At 61.8% G+C, this 17,301-nt stretch carries 7 protein-coding genes and 1 pseudogene; 4 read left to right on the top strand and 4 right to left on the bottom strand.

Annotated elements, in window-relative coordinates; genetic code table 11:
• Positions 1-147: 147 nt before the first annotated feature.
• Positions 148-2,438, bottom strand: a pseudogene (locus IQK56_RS18965) (fatty acid cis/trans isomerase).
• Positions 2,439-2,603: 165 nt separating this feature from the next.
• Here IQK56_RS18965 and metH point away from each other — a divergent pair.
• The gene (gene metH / locus IQK56_RS18960; RefSeq protein WP_193864076.1) at positions 2,604-6,314 is read left to right on the top strand and encodes a methionine synthase; all 3,711 of its coding nucleotides are present in this window, start codon (positions 2,604-2,606) and stop codon (positions 6,312-6,314) included.
• Positions 6,315-6,321: 7 nt separating this feature from the next.
• On the opposite strand, the gene IQK56_RS18955 is transcribed toward metH, so the two are convergent.
• Both IQK56_RS18955 and IQK56_RS18950 read right to left on the bottom strand, forming a co-directional pair.
• Positions 6,322-12,174 carry an NEL-type E3 ubiquitin ligase domain-containing protein gene (locus tag IQK56_RS18955; protein WP_193901786.1) on the bottom strand — a complete coding sequence of 1,951 codons (5,853 nt, stop codon included), beginning with the start codon at positions 12,172-12,174 and terminating at the stop codon, positions 6,322-6,324.
• A gap of 73 nt (positions 12,175-12,247) precedes the next feature.
• On the bottom strand, positions 12,248-13,291 hold the full coding sequence (locus IQK56_RS18950) for a dermonecrotic toxin domain-containing protein (protein ID WP_193901785.1): 1,044 nt from the start codon (positions 13,289-13,291) through the stop codon (positions 12,248-12,250).
• Between the two features lie 138 nt (positions 13,292-13,429).
• Between IQK56_RS18950 and IQK56_RS18945 the strand changes: the two genes are divergently transcribed.
• A complete protein-coding gene (locus IQK56_RS18945) occupies positions 13,430-13,645 on the top strand; it encodes a DUF2970 domain-containing protein (RefSeq protein WP_122308196.1) in 216 nt (71 codons plus the stop codon).
• Here IQK56_RS18945 and IQK56_RS18940 read toward each other — a convergent pair.
• On the bottom strand, positions 13,642-14,709 hold the full coding sequence (locus tag IQK56_RS18940) for an ABC transporter substrate-binding protein (protein WP_150761818.1): 1,068 nt from the start codon (positions 14,707-14,709) through the stop codon (positions 13,642-13,644). The two genes, IQK56_RS18945 and IQK56_RS18940, sit on opposite strands and share 4 nt — an antisense overlap.
• Positions 14,710-15,131: 422 nt before the next feature.
• Here IQK56_RS18940 and IQK56_RS18935 point away from each other — a divergent pair, with 422 nt between their 5' ends.
• Together IQK56_RS18935 and IQK56_RS18930 are read left to right on the top strand one after the other, a co-directional pair.
• On the top strand, positions 15,132-16,790 hold the full coding sequence (locus IQK56_RS18935) for a nitrite/sulfite reductase (protein WP_150761819.1): 1,659 nt from the start codon (positions 15,132-15,134) through the stop codon (positions 16,788-16,790).
• On the top strand, positions 16,774-17,268 hold the full coding sequence (locus IQK56_RS18930; RefSeq protein ID WP_003235539.1) for a DUF934 domain-containing protein: 495 nt from the start codon (positions 16,774-16,776) through the stop codon (positions 17,266-17,268). The genes IQK56_RS18935 and IQK56_RS18930 overlap by 17 nt, the downstream gene beginning before the upstream one ends.
• Positions 17,269-17,301 lie beyond the last annotated feature (33 nt).

The following is a 17,301-nucleotide window of genomic DNA, read 5'->3' as shown; positions in this document are numbered from 1 at the left end:
GGGCATGCCGAGCCTAGGCGAGGCACCAAGTGTTGGGGCGAAGCGTTTTTGGTTACTTTTTGCGCTCTTCAAAAAGTGACCCGCCGTAAGGGCGGAACCAATAGCCGCCATCACCCAAATAACGGATATGCACCCCACCCCAACCCCTCACAAATTCTCATACCGATTCATATCCAGGACCCCCGCCTCAACCGGCGTAGTCTCCCGAACATACTCCGACAAGTCGTGGAAATACTGCCAGAACAACGGATGGCTCCGGCGCACCCCCCAACGATCAACAATCTTCTCAAACTGCTGGGAGTCCTTAACCTGCTCCATCTGCGCCACAAACGCAGGCACGTCCAACGCCGGTATATTGAACATAAAGTTCGGATAACTGCTCAGCACCCCCGGATAAATGGTCAACGTATCCAACCCCGGCTGATAGCGATAGGCCTCACCCAACAGGAACGCCACATTACTGTGCGCACGGTTGCGCAACAGGCTATAGACCACGCGCTGCCCGCCGCAGTCTCAACCCGCAGCATCGTAGCCTCAGGCAACTGATCAATCACCTTGAGCCCCGCCGCCGGACGCGACGTCAGCCGGCTAAGCGCCTGCTCAGCATCCTGCAAGGACGGGTCAATCCCGTGCCGCGAACAATACGCCCCAGAACACCGATTAATCGGGTCCGGACTCGCATCCAGATCACCGTAACGCGCAATCAACTGGTTGGCGAAATCTCGCTTCGGATCCTGCTCATTCAAGTGCAGGCCTGTAGGTTTATCGTCATCAATAGCTTCGTAATCCAGCCACAGCTTGATCTTGCCGCTGTTCTGATACCAATCATCCATAAAGCCTTCACGAGCGTCCGCCGGCATCAGGCGCAGGAAGTTCTGCTCGGCACCGTTACGGATCAAATCGAAGTACAACCGAGTCTGCGCCTGGTGCGAGACGTTGCCGAACACATCAAAATTCACCGCCAACTGATAATAGGTGCGCTCCAACAACGGATAGTCAAACAGCCACATCGTCTGCGGCACTTCGCCAATCAGGCCCTTGTTGACCGATGCACTGTCGAAGTGGCGAAAGATGCTCAGCAACGCGTTGTCATTGCCCGCCCACAGGCTCGACCAACTCGGCGGCGGCAAATCGGCGTAGCTGTCCCGGCGCAGCGCTTCGTACTGGTTGCGCTTGTCGCGATAGGCCAGCCACAGGCTCAGCACACTGCCCACATCGTCGTTCTGCCCCGGCATGGCCAGCAGCGGTGTGGCCTGGCCGCGATACCGCGCGTCGGTGATGTACAGGTCGTGGTCCGGGTCCTGGAACAGGGTCCAGAAGTTGTCGCGGATCACGTCCGTGGCGATCTGCCCACGGCACACCGGCCCGCGAATAAAGGTGCGTACAAAGTACTCGGCGTTATCCAGCATGAACTGATAGCGCGCCTTGGCCGGGATCGCCTCGAAGGTGTCGAACGGGTTGGCACGGCGGCCCGGTCCATAACCCGGCAAGGCATTGACCTGCCAGTTGCCGCTGTAGAACAGGTCTTTGATGCGCGCCATTTTCGCCGCGCTGAACGGATAGGTGATGTGAGTCTTGTGCACGATCACGCCCTGCACCGGCCACAGGCGGTAGTACACCCGCGTGCCTGGGTCGTCATTGGGGCGACGGGTGTTGATCAGGTCGATGGGCTGCCCACTCGGCGTACGCGAGCGCACCCACTGGAAGAAATGCCCCGGCTCGCCGTTCTCGAAATAAATGTGGGCCAGGAACAAGTGTTCGAACAACCAGCGGGCCACCAGGCTTTCACGGGCGCCGGGCTGGTTGAGCAGGTTTTCCCACTGTTGAAGCTGCAAGGCTTCCTTGGCACTCGGTGCCAGGCCCTGCTCATCAATCGGTGCGCCGGACGCGAGCCAGCGCTGCAGCGTCTGGTATTGCTGGTCGGTGAGGCCCGTCACTGCCAGGGGCATGCCTTCTTTGGGATGGGCGCCGGCATAGGCATTGAACTCGCCGGGGGTGGCGCACATGTTTTCGCGGTTCAGGCCCAACACGATGTCATCGGGCAACTTGGCATTGGGTTGCAAAGGCGCGTTATGCCCCAGTTCCAGCATGCGCGCCATCAGCGCGGCCTGGCTGCCTTGGGCGTCCAGCACCGAATAGAAGCCCTTCTGCTGCCAGGCCTGCTTGCCAAATGCGTCGTAGAACAAACGAGTGGTCGGCGCGGCCTGGCTGCGTTCACCGTCATACACCGGCATTTTGCTCGCGCCCCGCGCCGCGCCCTCGGCGCTGCCCAGGTTGAGCTGGCAGGCAGAGTCGTAGCAGGCATGGCAGGCCACGCACTTCTCGGTGAAAATTGGTTGAATGTCGCGAGTGTAGGAAATCGCCGGGGCGGGACCTGCTGCCTGGGCAGTACTGGCGATCAAGGCCAGGACGGCGCTGACAATAAGACGAAGTGACATGTATCCGGTCCCGATTCAATGCATGCGCTGAAAAATTGCGATGATTCTACCGGGCCATCGCCCCTCACAACATGAGCGATATTCATGCAAAAGCCTGACATGCCGCAAATCCGCACAGGTTTGCTATGATCCACGCCCTCCGTAATGCCTGACCAGAGTAGTCCCATGTCCGATCGTAGCGCTCGTCTGCAAGCCCTTCACCACGCCCTCAAGGAACGTATCCTGATCCTCGACGGCGGCATGGGCACGATGATCCAGAGCTATAAGCTGGAAGAGCACGATTACCGTGGCAAACGCTTTGCTGACTGGCCGAGCGACGTCAAGGGTAACAATGACCTGTTGGTGATTACCCGCCCTGACGTGATCGGCGGGATCGAGAAGGCCTACCTGGATGCCGGCGCCGACATCCTCGAAACCAACACCTTCAACGCCACGCGCATTTCCATGGCCGACTACGGCATGGAAGAGCTGGCCTACGAGCTGAACGTCGAAGGCGCACGCCTGGCGCGCAAGATCGCCGATGCCAAGACCGCCGAGAATCCGGAAAAGCCACGCTTCGTTGCCGGCGTCCTGGGCCCGACCAGCCGCACCTGCTCGCTGTCGCCGGATGTGAACAACCCTGGCTACCGCAACGTGACCTTCGATGAACTGGTGGAAAACTACACCGAGGCCACCAAAGGCCTGATCGAAGGCGGCGCCGACCTGATCCTGATCGAAACCATCTTCGACACCCTCAACGCCAAGGCCGCGATCTTCGCCGTGCAGGGCGTGTTTGAAGAGCTGGACATCGAACTGCCGATCATGATCTCCGGCACCATCACCGACGCCTCCGGCCGTACCCTGTCGGGCCAGACCACCGAAGCATTCTGGAACTCGGTGGCGCATGCCAAGCCGATTTCGGTCGGCCTGAACTGCGCCCTCGGCGCGAGCGAACTGCGCCCGTACCTGGAGGAGTTGTCCAACAAGGCCAACACCCATGTGTCGGCGCACCCCAACGCGGGCCTGCCCAACGAATTCGGCGAGTACGACGAACTGCCGTCACAGACCGCCAAGGTCATCGAGGAGTTTGCCCAGAGCGGCTTCCTCAATATCGTCGGCGGCTGCTGCGGCACCACGCCGGGCCACATTGAAGCCATCGCCAAGGCCGTTGCCGGTTATGCGCCGCGCCCGATCCCGGACATTCCCAAGGCCTGCCGCCTGTCGGGCCTGGAGCCGTTTACCATTGATCGCAGTTCGCTGTTCGTCAACGTCGGCGAACGCACCAACATCACCGGCTCCGCGCGTTTTGCCCGTCTGATCCGCGAAGACAACTACACCGAAGCCCTGGAAGTCGCGCTGCAGCAGGTGGAAGCCGGCGCGCAAGTGATCGACATCAACATGGACGAGGGCATGCTGGATTCGAAGAAGGCCATGGTGACCTTCCTCAACCTGATTGCCGGCGAGCCGGACATCTCCCGCGTGCCGATCATGATCGACTCCTCCAAGTGGGAAGTGATCGAAGCCGGCCTCAAGTGCATCCAGGGCAAGGGCATCGTCAACTCCATCAGCATGAAGGAAGGCGTCGAGCAGTTTATTCACCACGCCAAGCTGTGCAAGCGCTACGGCGCCGCCGTGGTGGTGATGGCCTTCGACGAAGCCGGCCAGGCCGACACCGAAGCGCGCAAGAAGGAAATCTGCAAACGTTCCTACGACATCCTGGTCAATGACGTCGGCTTCCCGCCGGAAGACATCATCTTCGACCCGAACATCTTCGCGGTCGCCACCGGTATCGAAGAGCACAACAACTACGCTGTCGACTTTATCAACGCCTGCGCCTATATCCGCGACGAGCTGCCGTATGCGCTGACCTCCGGCGGCGTATCCAATGTGTCGTTCTCGTTCCGTGGCAACAACCCGGTGCGCGAGGCGATCCACTCGGTGTTCCTGCTGTATGCGATCCGCAACGGCCTGACCATGGGTATCGTCAACGCCGGCCAGCTGGAGATCTACGACCAGATCCCGGCCGAGCTGCGTGACGCCGTGGAAGACGTGGTGCTCAACCGCACGCCGGAAGGCACCGACGCCCTCCTCGCCATCGCCGACAAGTACAAGGGCGACGGCAGCGTAAAAGAAGCCGAGACCGAGGAATGGCGCGGCTGGCCGGTGAACAAGCGCCTGGAACACGCGCTGGTCAAGGGCATCACCACGCACATTGTTGAAGATACGGAAGAATCCCGGCAGTCGTTCGCACGCCCGATCGAAGTGATCGAAGGCCCGCTGATGTCTGGCATGAACATCGTCGGCGACCTGTTCGGCGCGGGCAAAATGTTCCTGCCCCAAGTGGTCAAGTCCGCCCGTGTGATGAAGCAGGCCGTGGCCCACTTGATCCCGTTCATCGAGCTGGAAAAAGGCGACAAGCCGGAAGCCAAGGGCAAGATCCTGATGGCCACCGTGAAGGGCGACGTGCATGACATCGGCAAGAACATTGTCGGCGTGGTGCTTGGCTGCAATGGCTATGACATCGTCGACCTGGGCGTGATGGTGCCGGCGGAGAAGATCCTGCAGGTGGCCAAGGAGCAGAAGTGCGACATTATCGGGCTGTCCGGCCTGATCACCCCGTCCCTGGACGAGATGGTGCACGTGGCCCGCGAGATGCAGCGCCAGGACTTCCACCTGCCGCTGATGATCGGCGGCGCGACCACCTCCAAAGCGCACACGGCGGTGAAGATCGAACCCAAGTACAGCAATGATGCGGTGATTTACGTCACCGACGCCTCCCGTGCCGTGGGCGTGGCCACGCAGTTGCTGTCCAAGGAATTGAAGGCCGGTTTCGTCGAGAAGACCCGCCTGGAATACATCGACGTGCGTGAGCGCACCTCGAACCGCAGCGCCCGCACCGAACGCCTGAGCTACCCGGTGGCGATCGCCAAGAAGCCGCAGTTCGACTGGAGCAGCTACACCCCGGCGGTGCCGACCTTTACCGGCGCCAAGGTGCTGGACAATATCGATCTCAAGGTACTCGCCGAGTACATCGACTGGACGCCGTTCTTTATCTCATGGGACCTGGCCGGCAAGTTCCCGCGCATCCTCACCGACGAAGTGGTGGGTGAAGCCGCCACTGCGTTGTACGCCGACGCCCAGGAAATGCTCGCCAAGCTGATTGACGAGAAGTTGATCAGCGCCCGCGCAGTGTTCGGTTTCTGGCCGACCAACCAGGTGCAGGACGATGACCTGGAAGTCTACGGTGACGACGGCCAGCCGATTGCCAAACTGCACCACCTGCGCCAGCAGATCATCAAGACCGACGGCAAGCCGAACTTCTCCCTGGCCGACTTCGTCGCACCCAAGGACAGCGGCGTGACCGACTACATCGGTGGCTTCATCACCACCGCCGGCATCGGCGCCGAAGAAGTCGCCAAGGCCTACCAGGACGCGGGCGACGACTACAACTCGATCATGGTCAAGGCCCTGGCCGACCGCCTGGCCGAAGCCTGCGCCGAGTGGCTGCACCAGCAAGTGCGTAAAGAACACTGGGGCTATGCCAAGGACGAAAAACTGGACAATGAGGCGCTGATCAAAGAGCAATACCTCGGCATCCGCCCTGCCCCCGGCTACCCGGCGTGCCCGGATCACACCGAAAAAGCCCAGTTGTTCCAACTGCTCGACCCCGAGGCCCGCGAAATGCAGGCCGGGCGCAGCGGTGTGTTCCTGACCGAGCACTACGCGATGTTCCCGGCGGCGGCGGTCAGCGGCTGGTACTTCGCCCACCCGCAGGCCCAGTACTTTGCCGTGGGCAAGATCGACAAGGACCAGGTGACCAGCTACACCGCACGCAAAGGCCAGGACCTGGCCGTGACCGAGCGCTGGTTGGCGCCGAACCTGGGTTACGACAACTGAGATCGCCTCACGGGGCTGGCTCGCCCAGCTCCTGTCTGGAAAGCCGGATGGCCAACTGTTGGCGTTCGGCTTGGTGCTCGCGGCTTATCTGCTCCCAGGCGGCGGAGTATGCTGCGTCGAAATCCGGGTATTGCTCTTCGAGCGCCTCGCCCTTGGCGGTGAACGCCTGCTGCTGTTGTGAAAACTCGGTGGCGTAGCGTTCCTCCAGATAGGCCATCCAATAGGATCGGCCAATCAACTGCTCGACAAACTCAGTCTGTTTTTCCTCGGCCAGGATCGTCGCGAACGCCTCGTCGAGGTCCTGGGCCGTCACCTGCGCCAGGCCGGCGTAGAGCATGGTTCGCGGCTGCCTGGGCAGGTCGAGACGCTCAGCCAGGCCCAGGCGATACGCCAGGCGAATCTCCGCGGGGTCAATCCGTGGTTTGCGCTGGCTGACAGCGCGTGCCACGTCCTCGACCTTACCCAGGCGAAACAGCCCCCGGGACAATTTGAGCAATTCACGCCCCTTGTGCTCAGGCGCGATGTTTTTCAGCGCGTCGAACTCATAGACCTTGATCTCCAGGTCATTGAACAACAGGATTCGACCATCGCCACAGGTCTCGCGCACCCGCGATGTGCGGGCCAGATCAAACAGCTCGTTACGCAACCCCGGGTTGTCATAGGAGGCTTGCAACACTTGCCAGACCCTGCGGTTCAGGTCGCTGGCGTCGGTCTTGAAGTCTTCGGTATGCCGCAATTGCGACAGCGCGTTGAAAAAGTCCTCACTGCCCTGCTCGGATGTGAGCGTCTCCCACACCTGGTGCTTTTCCGAGTCGGCGGCCACACCGACAAACCATCGGTTTTTTTGCGCAGTGACGCTTTCATCACCGGGGTGCGCCTCATCGTCAGAACCATTGTCGAAGCCATTGGACACATCATAGCTTTCCAATGACCGGTCCAGCTCTTCCTCGGTAAACCCCAGCCCTCGCCCGGTGTCGTCCAAATAGTCGCGCAGGCGCCGCAAGTCCTCTTCGAGCAATAGGTTGTCAGACAGGTCCGTGCCCTCCATCAGCCGGCCATGGGCCGGCAACAGGGCGTCGGCGGGGATGCTTTCAATCTGGTTATTGCTCAGGGTCAGGGTGGTCAGTGCGGGCGCCTCAAGCACGCCCTGCGGCCACTCACCGAGCAGGTTGCCACGCAGGTCCAGGGTGCGCAGCCGGTTCAGGCCGGTCACATCGAACTCGGCCAGCGTGTTGTCCCCCAGGTCCAGATGCTCCAGGCCGGGCAACGTGCGCAGCTGCGCCTGCACGGGTTCATGGGCGCGCAAATCGTTATGGTTGGCCTCCAGACGGATGAGCTGTTTGCATTCGGACAGTGCCGGCGGCAAACGGTCGAGCCCGTTACGGTTGAGGCTCAAACGCTGCACACGGGTAAATGCGCGGAAAAACCCGTCGGAGCCTTGCGCCGTCAACCGCATGCCGCTGACATTGAGCGTTCCGACATGCTCAAACGACAGCGTCAATGGCGGCAAGTCGCCGGTGTTCAGGTCGCTGACATCCAGTTCAGAGCCCCCGGCCGGCGCTGCCTGCAACGACTCACGCCAGCAGCCCAGGATGCGGTCGGCCGCACGGCGCCGGTCGGCGGCGTTGATCCAATCTTCGCCCTCCCGATACGCCCGTACGTCGATCCATTCGTTCAACTGGCGGGTCAACAGTTGCTGCTCCTGCCGCCACGTGTTGAGGCGCGCCTCGATCTGCAGCGCGCCAAGCCCTTGCGTCTCAAGGGCATTGATGCGGTCAATCGCCTCGCGTGTACTCAACTCCGGGTCCAGGCGTTGCATCCGGTGCGCCGGGGTCAGGCCCGAGAGGCCCGCCTGGGGCTCCATGGGCAGCAACAGGTTTGGCTGGTCGGCGACTTCCTGCGGAAAGAACTCGGGATCGCCACCGGTTCGGCCTTGCAGCAAGCGCTCCCGGGCGATGACCGGCGTTTGCAGGGTGCTGCGCTCGGCAAACGCCTGTAAGGCGCGCATCGACGACGCGTCCAGCCGGCACCCCTGCAATTGCAGGCCCATCAACAGGGCGTTTGGATCATTGAACAGTGCTTGGGGTATTTGCGTTATCGCACTGTGGCTCAGGTTCAGGCGGTTCAGGCGCAGCAGTTCCAGCGTCCCGGCAGGCCAGGTGCGAATGGCGGTATGGCTCAGATCCAGGCCTTCCAGGTCAGCCAGCGCCCCCACATCCAATACCTCGACACGATTGTAGGAGAGATCAAGCGTGCGCAGCGCCGTCATGCGGTTGAGGCGCTGTTGCAAAGATGGGGTGACGCTCAACTCATTGCGCGACAATTGCAGTTGTTCCAATTGCCCCATGCTGCCAAGCGCCTCCGGCAACTGGGTCAGGCGGTTGCCGTTGAGGTTCAGGGTCCGCAGGTTGGGGAACCTGACGAGGAAAGCATCCAGGCTCTGCACCGACAGCCTCGCCCCGGCCAGGCTCACGTGCCGCACATGATCAAAGGTGACCTGCGGCAGGGACGGCAGGTCGCCGAGCGGGCCGCCCGCAAGGTCGAGCATTTCATCCGAAACAGGGGTGCGCCACGAAGGACCGGCCACGTGGTCCTCCGGCGCATAGCGCTTGCGCAGCGCCTTGTGCCAACAGCCACGGAGTGCATCTGCCGCGTGCTTGCGCGTGTACATGTCAACCTGACGGCGGTCGACACGGACTGTCCTGGCTTGCCACTCGGCCAACTGCTGGTTGAACACCTGATCCTGCCTGTGCAGTTCGACGACCCGATCAAACAATGGGCGCCCGCTCAGCCCCTGGGCCTTGAACTGTGTCATCGCCGCACTCCCAAACGTGAAGTCAGCAGGCATGATCCGCTGCAACCGGGCGCGGCAGTAATCCTCCAGCATCAACGTTGCATTGCGTTGATGCGGCAGATGGGTCGCAAAGTACTCCTGGGCCTGGGTGAAGACCGACGGCTCCAGGCGCGACCAATCGACATGCAACCCCCGCCACAGTCGTTCATGCCCTGCCAGGAGTGGCGGCGGCAACGTATCAATGGCCGTGGCGTAAAGATCCAGGGTGTCGAGGTTCGGCAACTCAAGCACGCCTGTCGGCCAGGTCGACAACGAGCCTCGTACCTGCAGGGTGCGCAGCTTCACCAGCGGCCCCACATCCAGGGCCCGCTTCCAGCCGTCCAGATGCAGCGCTTCAAGCTGCGGCATGGCGTGCAAGCCCTGGGACAACGCCGAAGGGTCCGGCACACCACGCAAGTCGAGGGACAGTTCGGTAATGCCGGACAACTCCCCGAGCTTGGCGCCCAGGGCCACCGGGTCCTCCTCCTGCACGTTGAGATTCAGGCGCCTGACGCTGGGAAACCGCGCCAGCAGCTCAGTGCCCGCCTCGCCCAGCAGTTGATCGCTGGAGAGCTTCAGCGTGCGCACCTGGGAAAAATCCGCGTCCCATTGCGGCAGATCGTAAGCGCCCTGCAGGTCCAACTCGCCGGCCGGCGCCAGCTCGCGATTGAAACCGGCACGCCAGCCCGACCTGACGCGCTCGGCGAGCAGCCGTCGGTTAGGCACATAACGCACGGGGGTTTCCTCGGCGTCTATCCATTGCGTCAACGCGGTATCCAGGGCGTCCGACTCACGCTGGCGGTTATTCAATAAATGCATCACTTGCTGGTCGGTCTTGCCGCTGCGCAAGTGCTGCTGGATAAACGCGCTGGCCTGCTCGTCCGACAGGTTCGGATAGATCGTCCGGGCGCGATTGATCAGCAGGCCATCGGCAAAGCCCTCGCCGCGGCCACTGGCCAGATAACCCAGCCGCCCTGACGGCAGGCGCAACGCCGGCCCACGCGGCCGGCCGAGCGGGCGCAGCTTGAGCAGCCCGGCCATTTCTTCGCGGTGACTCACGGCGTAGTCGGCCAATTGCAGTTGCAGGGTATGCGCCGGTTCACTCGACTGGCTTGCAGGCACGCCCTCGGGCACTGCCGCCGCCAGTGATTCGAACCAGTTGCGGCCCACGCGGGGCTTGGGATTAAGCACCCGTGCGCTCTGGTCGAAGGCCTGAAAACTGTCCCCCTCTTTGACCAGGATCCTGCGCGTAGACGCTTGTTCGCTGCCGATGCTGTCCACCAGCGCGCCGTGGATCGAGTCACTGCGTACCTCCACGCGCAGGTCGGCGGGCCAAGTGGGCAACCGCTCAAGACTATGCAAGGCCAATCGATCACTGGCGGCGGCGGCCAGGCTTTCCAGATGCAGACCGGCCAATGCACGGTTCAGGATCGCGTGCCGCACCTGCACGCGTATTTGGTTGGCCATCCGCAACGGGATTCGGCCGGTATCGCGCAAGCGTGTCAGCTGCGCCGCACTGGCCTGTTCCAGCAGCTGTTGGGCAGCTGCGTGCGGCAGGCTGGGAAAATGGCGTTGCAGACGTTCAATGTCCGGGGTCGCCGTTTCCTGGCTGCGGTAAATACTCTCAGACAAGGCCCTTTTTCGCTCCCTGGCGAAGTTGGCCAAGCGGTCGCGAAACACCTGCTCACGGCGGCCAACATCGCCAGCGGCTCGCCGACCGAGCAGCTCGACGATTTGCTCTTCATCCAGGGCTGACAGCACCCGCGCCGGTAATTGGCCGCGCATGATTTCGTCGCGGGTGATCTTGATGCTCGGCCTGGCGTTCACCGTTGCCGAAGCAGTGCCGTGACGCTGCGACTCGCCCCAAGGCTCCGGACCGCGGAAAATCTCCACCACCTCGCCCTCGGGCCAATTGGGCATTTCTACCAACAACGGCACGGCATATTCGCACAGGCCTTTTACGCAGGTGCCATTGCGAATGTGCTCGATCAGTTGCCCCGCCTGCTGCTCGGCCTGAAATTGCCTCAGGGTCTCGGCCAGCATCGGCGGTGGCGGCGTGTTGTCCATATGCATGCGGCGCAGCTCATCCTCCGAGACTCCACTGACCTCGGCCACCTGGGTCAGGACTTCATCGCCAAGTCCTTCGGTCGTATGCCCGATACGTCGCATCAGGGTCAACCGGTCCCACTCCAGGGGCCGTTCATGCCGGTGGCGCCAGGCGCCGCCAGCGTTGTGTTGCAACTCGGGCTGGTAGGCTTCGGGGTCGGTCGGGTGTTTGATCCGCCAGGCATTGCTTTGGGCGTCGAAGGTTTTCTCAAACAGCCCATCGCCCAATCGGGCATAGGTCTTGCCATCGACCACATATTGGCCCAAGGCATTGGGCTGCAAGGCTGGGTCGAGTTGGATAGTGCTGCGATACGGGGTGAGATCGGGCTTCCACAACCGGGTCTCACCATTGGGCAATTTAACCGGAACCAAACGGTCGACCCATTGCGACCCCGCGACTTTAGGTGCGATACGCGCGGCAGCCCCGGCGCCGATCATGGCGGCGGCAAGACCGACATTCAGCGCCACGGACTCAAAATGCTCCCATGCCTGCCTGCGGTCGCCCACGCTCCAGGCTTCCATACCCTGATACACCGACACCACCAACTGCACGGCCGTGACGGCCAGCATCACGTGGCCCAGCACCGGTACAAAGAACGCGGCGACGTTCAATATATCCAGGCCGATTTCGGCGTAGTACTTGAGACGCTCCCACATGGCCTGGTTGTCCACCACGGCCGTAGGCACCGCCAAGAGCCTCGCGTTATCACGCATGCGTGCCTGGTGCCGGTCGTGCAGCGCATCGAGCAGGGTCCCGGAGAACAACGTCTCCTTGATGGCCAGGCTGGCGTCGGGGTTGTAGCTGATCTCGGTCTTGAAGGTCCGCGAACTCCAGCGCTTGAGGTAGATCTGGTTAAGCAGCCGACGCTGGAAGGTCGGTTGCTCGTCGTGCTTGACCAGGCTCGTGAACAGCCGCTGCAACGCGGGGGAACGCAGGGCAGCCAGCAGCGTCTTCTCGAACGCTTCGAGGGAGGCGTATTCGGCCCATTCATGGTCACCGGCGCCGGGAATGTAGACGATGATTTTTTTTCTCGTCGGCGGTCAGCATCCGGTCCAGCAGCACACTGGGGCTCAGCGGCAGGAAGCTCTCGACCACCTGTCCCTGCCACGACGCCAAGGGCAAGCGAAACGCACGCGCCGCGCCACTGATGATCACTACCTCGCCAAGGGCACTGCCAAACAGCTCCATCTCGGCAAGCATCGCGGCGTGGCCGTTGTAGCGCGCAGATTCACCCGCGAGCAGCGTCTGCACCAGCCCGTGAACCTGCGCGCTGAGAGTGCCCTTCATCCAGGCGCGACGGGCCTGCACGGCCATCAGATCCTTACGCGCACGAAGCATCAGTTGCCGCACCTGTTCGCGGCTTTCGCCGTCGAAGATGTTGTCCAGGTGGTTTTGGTATTGCTGCCCTAGGTCCAGCGTGCGGCACATCCCGGCAAACTCGGACGGCTTGATCTCGAGTTTTTGCGTGTAACGATACCGGCGCGGTTGATGCGTCAGGTTGAGGGGCACACTGTATTTTGGCGGGCCGTCGTCCTCGACCAGCAACGCTCCGGCCGGAGCAATCGCGCTGGTTTCGTGCAAAACCACCTCGTCAAACGCCGTATCGCTTTCAAAATTCAGCAAGGCAGCTTGCAGCAGCGTTTGCTCGACCTTCGCTTCGCCCGCACGCAGATGATAAAGGCGGTTGCGGGTGACGTCGGTGTGTGTGCCGAAACGCTCTAACAGCGCCTGCTCAAGCAACGGCTCGGCAAATTCCGTGATGCCCTTGAACCCTTTGAGCGCCTGCGCCAACGCGTGGCTGGAAGCGACGCTGGCCGCGATGTCGTCGAGCATCGCCTGGCGTTGGGGCTCAGCGGCGTTGGTCAGCCAGGGCGCCTGAATATCATCGCTGTCCAACCCGCCCAGCACCCCTTTTTTCAGGGTCTTGAGGTCGTCGGGGGCGACCCGATGCAGCCAGTCGGGAACCTGGCGCTTGATAAAGGCCGTGTGAAAACCTTTGCCGGCCGGTGCAGCGTTTGCTGCGGGTAACTCAGTCATGTTGTTGCTCCACGAGAAAGGAGCAACAGCACATCATGGGGGCGTTCGGGGGCGGCGGTAACTACATGTGCCAGCGAATCACCGGACGTTGGCTATCCTCTTGGTAACGATCCGCCCACCCCGCTTCAGGAGGGTTCCATGGAAAACCCGGACCACAAGCCGCCGACGTTCTGGCAAATGCTCCACAGCGTCATGGCCGCCGCCTTCGGCGTGCAAAGCGGGAAAAACCGCGCCCGCGACTTTACCCACGGCAAGCCCAGCCACTTTCTGATCCTGGGTATTCTGTTCACGGCCGTGTTTGCGCTGACCTTGTTCGGCATCGTCAAGCTGATACTGCACCTGGCCGGCGTTTAGCGCAGCAACAGCCGCAGGCTGAACGGGTAGCGATAGGACAGGGGCTTGCCCTGGGCAGACAGTGCGCGAAAATTCACCGAGGGTGTCGGCCCCGACAAGCGTCGTGCCTGGGCCGCATCGATCAACTGGAATAACGCCAGCTGATGGTCGCGCCCACCATAGGCGCCAATATCCACGCCCCTGGCATCATCATTGATCAGCACCATGGCCCACCCGCCCACAGTGAAGTGCCCGGCGACCAGGCTCGACAAACGTCCCTCAAGGCGCGCCTGCAGGATCTCGGGCGAGTTGTTGACCGCGCTGAACAGCACGTCCTTACCCGGTAACCGCCCGCTGGCCTGCAACGCCTGCATGGCGCCCAGGGCCATCTGATCGTTGGCCGACCACACCAGCGCCGTCTGCGGGTAGCGCTTGAACAGTTGCGTCGCTTGCTCGAAGGCGCGCTCGCGGTTCCACTCGCCGTAGACCAACTGGCGCAGGCGCACCTCGGGATGTTCGGCCAGCGCCCGATGCATGCCCCGCTCACGCAATTGCGCGACCGGCGTGGTCTTGACGCCGGAAAAGGCCAACAAGTCGAGGGATTGACCCGGCGCAACCGGCCCGTGCTGGCGCAACAAGTCACGCAGCATCAGGTAGCCCGCTTCTTCGTCGTTGGCGACCAAGCTGCCGATCAAACGGATGCCAGTGCGGGTTCCCAGCAGTTGCACTTGATCAACGGTCAGCGCGCTGTTCACCACCAGCAGCTTGACCCCGCTGCCCTCGGCCATGCGCAGGATCTGCGGTGCAACGTATTGCTCGTTGACCAGCACCAGGTAATCCGGCCGCTGACTGCCTTGCAGCACCTCACGCGCCTGGAGCAGCGTGTTGGCGGCATCGCGCTCGCCATAACGCACACGCAAATCCAGGCCGAGGTCCTTGGCGGCGGCCTGCATGAATTGCGTGTAGCTGACCCAGAAGGTTTCGGTCGACATGCCCGGATTGAGAAACACCACCGACGTGGCATGGGCCATCACCCCGTACGTCGATCCCAGCAACCAGACACACGTAATCAACACCTTCAACATGGATGCTTGAGCCTCGAAAATAGGCCGCCATGATAGTGGCAATGCCTAAACCAATCGAGGCTCAATCAACGTCCTTTATTGGTGACTGACCCAGAAAACGGCGGTTCCCACCACCAGAATGATCAAGAACAGAATGGCCCAGGCATCAACGGTACTGTCGGGTTTACGGGCCTTTGTCGGATTGCTCATCGCATCGCCTCTTGTCGGTTTTATAGGTGATTGCACTAAGACTCGCTCACAGTAAAGCCGACGATTGCCCGCATGACAAATGTGGATATCCCGATAACCGTTCTCATTAGTCGTTTTGGTTATTTCCATATACCCAAACATCACTTTTGCGCATAAACGCAAACTGGTATCGTGCGCCGGCTCCGTTGGGAGTGCGCGGCCGTGCGCGCAGATTTGCCGAGAACAGGACCTATATGTACGTATACGACGAATACGATCAGCGCATCATCGAGGACCGCGTCAAGCAGTTCCGTGATCAGACCCGACGCTACTTAGCAGGTGAACTGAGCGAAGAAGAGTTCCGCCCTCTGCGCCTGCAAAATGGCCTTTATGTTCAGCGCTTTGCGCCGATGCTGCGGGTAGCCGTGCCTTACGGCCAACTGACTTCGCGTCAGATGCGCATGATGGCCAAGATTGCCCGCGACTTCGACAAAGGCTATGCCCATATCAGTACGCGCCAGAACGTGCAGTTCAACTGGCCGGCCCTGGAAGACGTGCCGGACATCCTGGCTGAACTGGCCACCGTGCAGATGCACGCCATTCAGACCAGCGGTAACTGCCTGCGCAACGTGACCACCGACCAATTCGCCGGCGTCGCTGCCGACGAACTGATCGACCCTCGCCCGTGGTGTGAAATCGTCCGTCAATGGACCACCTTCCACCCGGAATTCGCCTACCTGCCGCGCAAGTTCAAGATCGCCGTCAACGGCTCGACCTCGGACCGCGCAGCCATCGAAGTCCACGACATCGGCCTGGAGCCGGTGTACAACGCCGCCGGTGAGCTGGGCTTCCGTGTGCTGGTCGGTGGTGGCCTGGGCCGTACGCCGGTGGTGGGTGCATTCATCAACGAGTTCCTGCCGTGGCAGGATCTGTTGAGCTACCTCGACGCCATCCTGCGGGTCTACAACCGCTACGGCCGTCGTGACAACAAGTACAAGGCCCGGATCAAGATCCTGGTCAAGGCGCTGACCCCCGAGGTGTTCGCCCAGAAAGTCGACGCCGAGATGGAACACCTGCGCGGCGGCCAGACCACCCTGACCGAAGCCGAAGTGCACCGCGTCGCCAAGCACTTTGTCGATCCTGAGTACAAGGCCTTGGCCAACCAGGACGCCGAAATCGCCGAGCTGGAACAGCAGCATCCAGGCTTTGCCCGCTGGCGTGGCCGCAACACCCTGGCGCACAAAAAGCCGGGCTATGTGGCTGTGACCCTGTCACTGAAACCGACCGGTGTGGCACCGGGCGACATCACTGACAAGCAGCTGGACGCCGTCGCCGACCTGGCGGACCGCTACAGCTTCGGTCAACTGCGGACCTCCCACGAGCAGAACATCATTCTGGCGGACGTGGAGCAGAGCCAACTGTTCACCCTGTGGGGCGAGCTGCGTGAAGGCGGCTTCGCCACGCCGAACATTGGCCTTTTGACCGACATCATCTGCTGCCCGGGTGGCGATTTCTGCTCCCTGGCCAACGCCAAGTCGATCCCGATTGCCGAATCGATCCAGCGCCGCTTCGACGACCTGGACTACCTGTTCGACATCGGCGAGCTGGACCTGAACATCTCCGGTTGCATGAACGCCTGTGGTCACCACCACGTCGGCCACATCGGCATCCTGGGCGTGGACAAGAAAGGCGAAGAATTCTACCAAGTGTCCCTGGGCGGCAGCGCCAGCCGCGATGCGAGCCTGGGCAAGATCCTCGGCCCGTCCTTCGCCCAGGAAGCCATGCCCGAGGTGATCGGCAAACTGATCGATGTGTACATCGAACAACGCACCGAAGATGAGCGTTTCATCGACACCTACCAGCGCATCGGCATTGACCTGTTCAAGGAGCGCGTCTATGCAGCGAATCATTAAGAACAACGAAGTCCTCGACGAAACCTGGCACCTGCTGCCCAAGGACGCGAGCTTCGACGGCATCTCCAACTGCGACGACCTGATCGTGCCGTTGGCGCTGTGGCGCGAGCACGGCCACGCCCTCAAGGCCCGCGACGGTGGCCTGGGTGTATGGCTGGACGCCGATGAAGAAGCCGAAGAAATCGGCGCCGACGTGGAACACTTCCAGGTCATCGCGCTGAACTTCCCGGCCTTCACCGACGGTCGCAACTACTCCAACGCCCGCCTGCTGCGTGACCGCTACGGTTACAAGGGCGAGCTGCGGGCGATTGGCGATGTGCTGCGTGACCAGTTGTTCTACCTGCGCCGTTGCGGGTTCGATGCCTTCGCCCTGCGCGCAGACAAAGACCCGTACGAAGCGCTGGAAAGCCTCAAGGACTTCTCGGTGACGTACCAGGCTGCAACGGATGAGCCGCTGCCGCTGTTTCGTCGCCGGTAAGTCTGCGGACATGAAAAAGCCCTGGCATGCCAG

This window comes from Pseudomonas cyclaminis (assembly GCF_015163715.1).
Classification (GTDB): domain Bacteria; phylum Pseudomonadota; class Gammaproteobacteria; order Pseudomonadales; family Pseudomonadaceae; genus Aquipseudomonas; species Aquipseudomonas cyclaminis.
Note: the sequence above shows the minus strand (reverse complement) of the source record. Positions and strands in the feature narration are given on the sequence as shown.

What these genes read in the sequence shown, in the direction of transcription:
- metH (WP_193864076.1), top strand. Translation starts at nt 2,604, where the DNA reads ATGTCCGATCGTAGCGCTCGTCTGCAAGCCCTTCACCACGCCCTCAAG.
- IQK56_RS18950 (WP_193901785.1), bottom strand. Translation starts at nt 13,291, where the DNA reads ATGACTGAGTTACCCGCAGCAAACGCTGCACCGGCCGGCAAAGGTTTT.
- IQK56_RS18945 (WP_122308196.1), top strand. Translation starts at nt 13,430, where the DNA reads ATGGAAAACCCGGACCACAAGCCGCCGACGTTCTGGCAAATGCTCCAC.
- IQK56_RS18940 (WP_150761818.1), bottom strand. Translation starts at nt 14,709, where the DNA reads ATGTTGAAGGTGTTGATTACGTGTGTCTGGTTGCTGGGATCGACGTAC.
- IQK56_RS18935 (WP_150761819.1), top strand. Translation starts at nt 15,132, where the DNA reads ATGTACGTATACGACGAATACGATCAGCGCATCATCGAGGACCGCGTC.
- IQK56_RS18930 (WP_003235539.1), top strand. Translation starts at nt 16,774, where the DNA reads ATGCAGCGAATCATTAAGAACAACGAAGTCCTCGACGAAACCTGGCAC.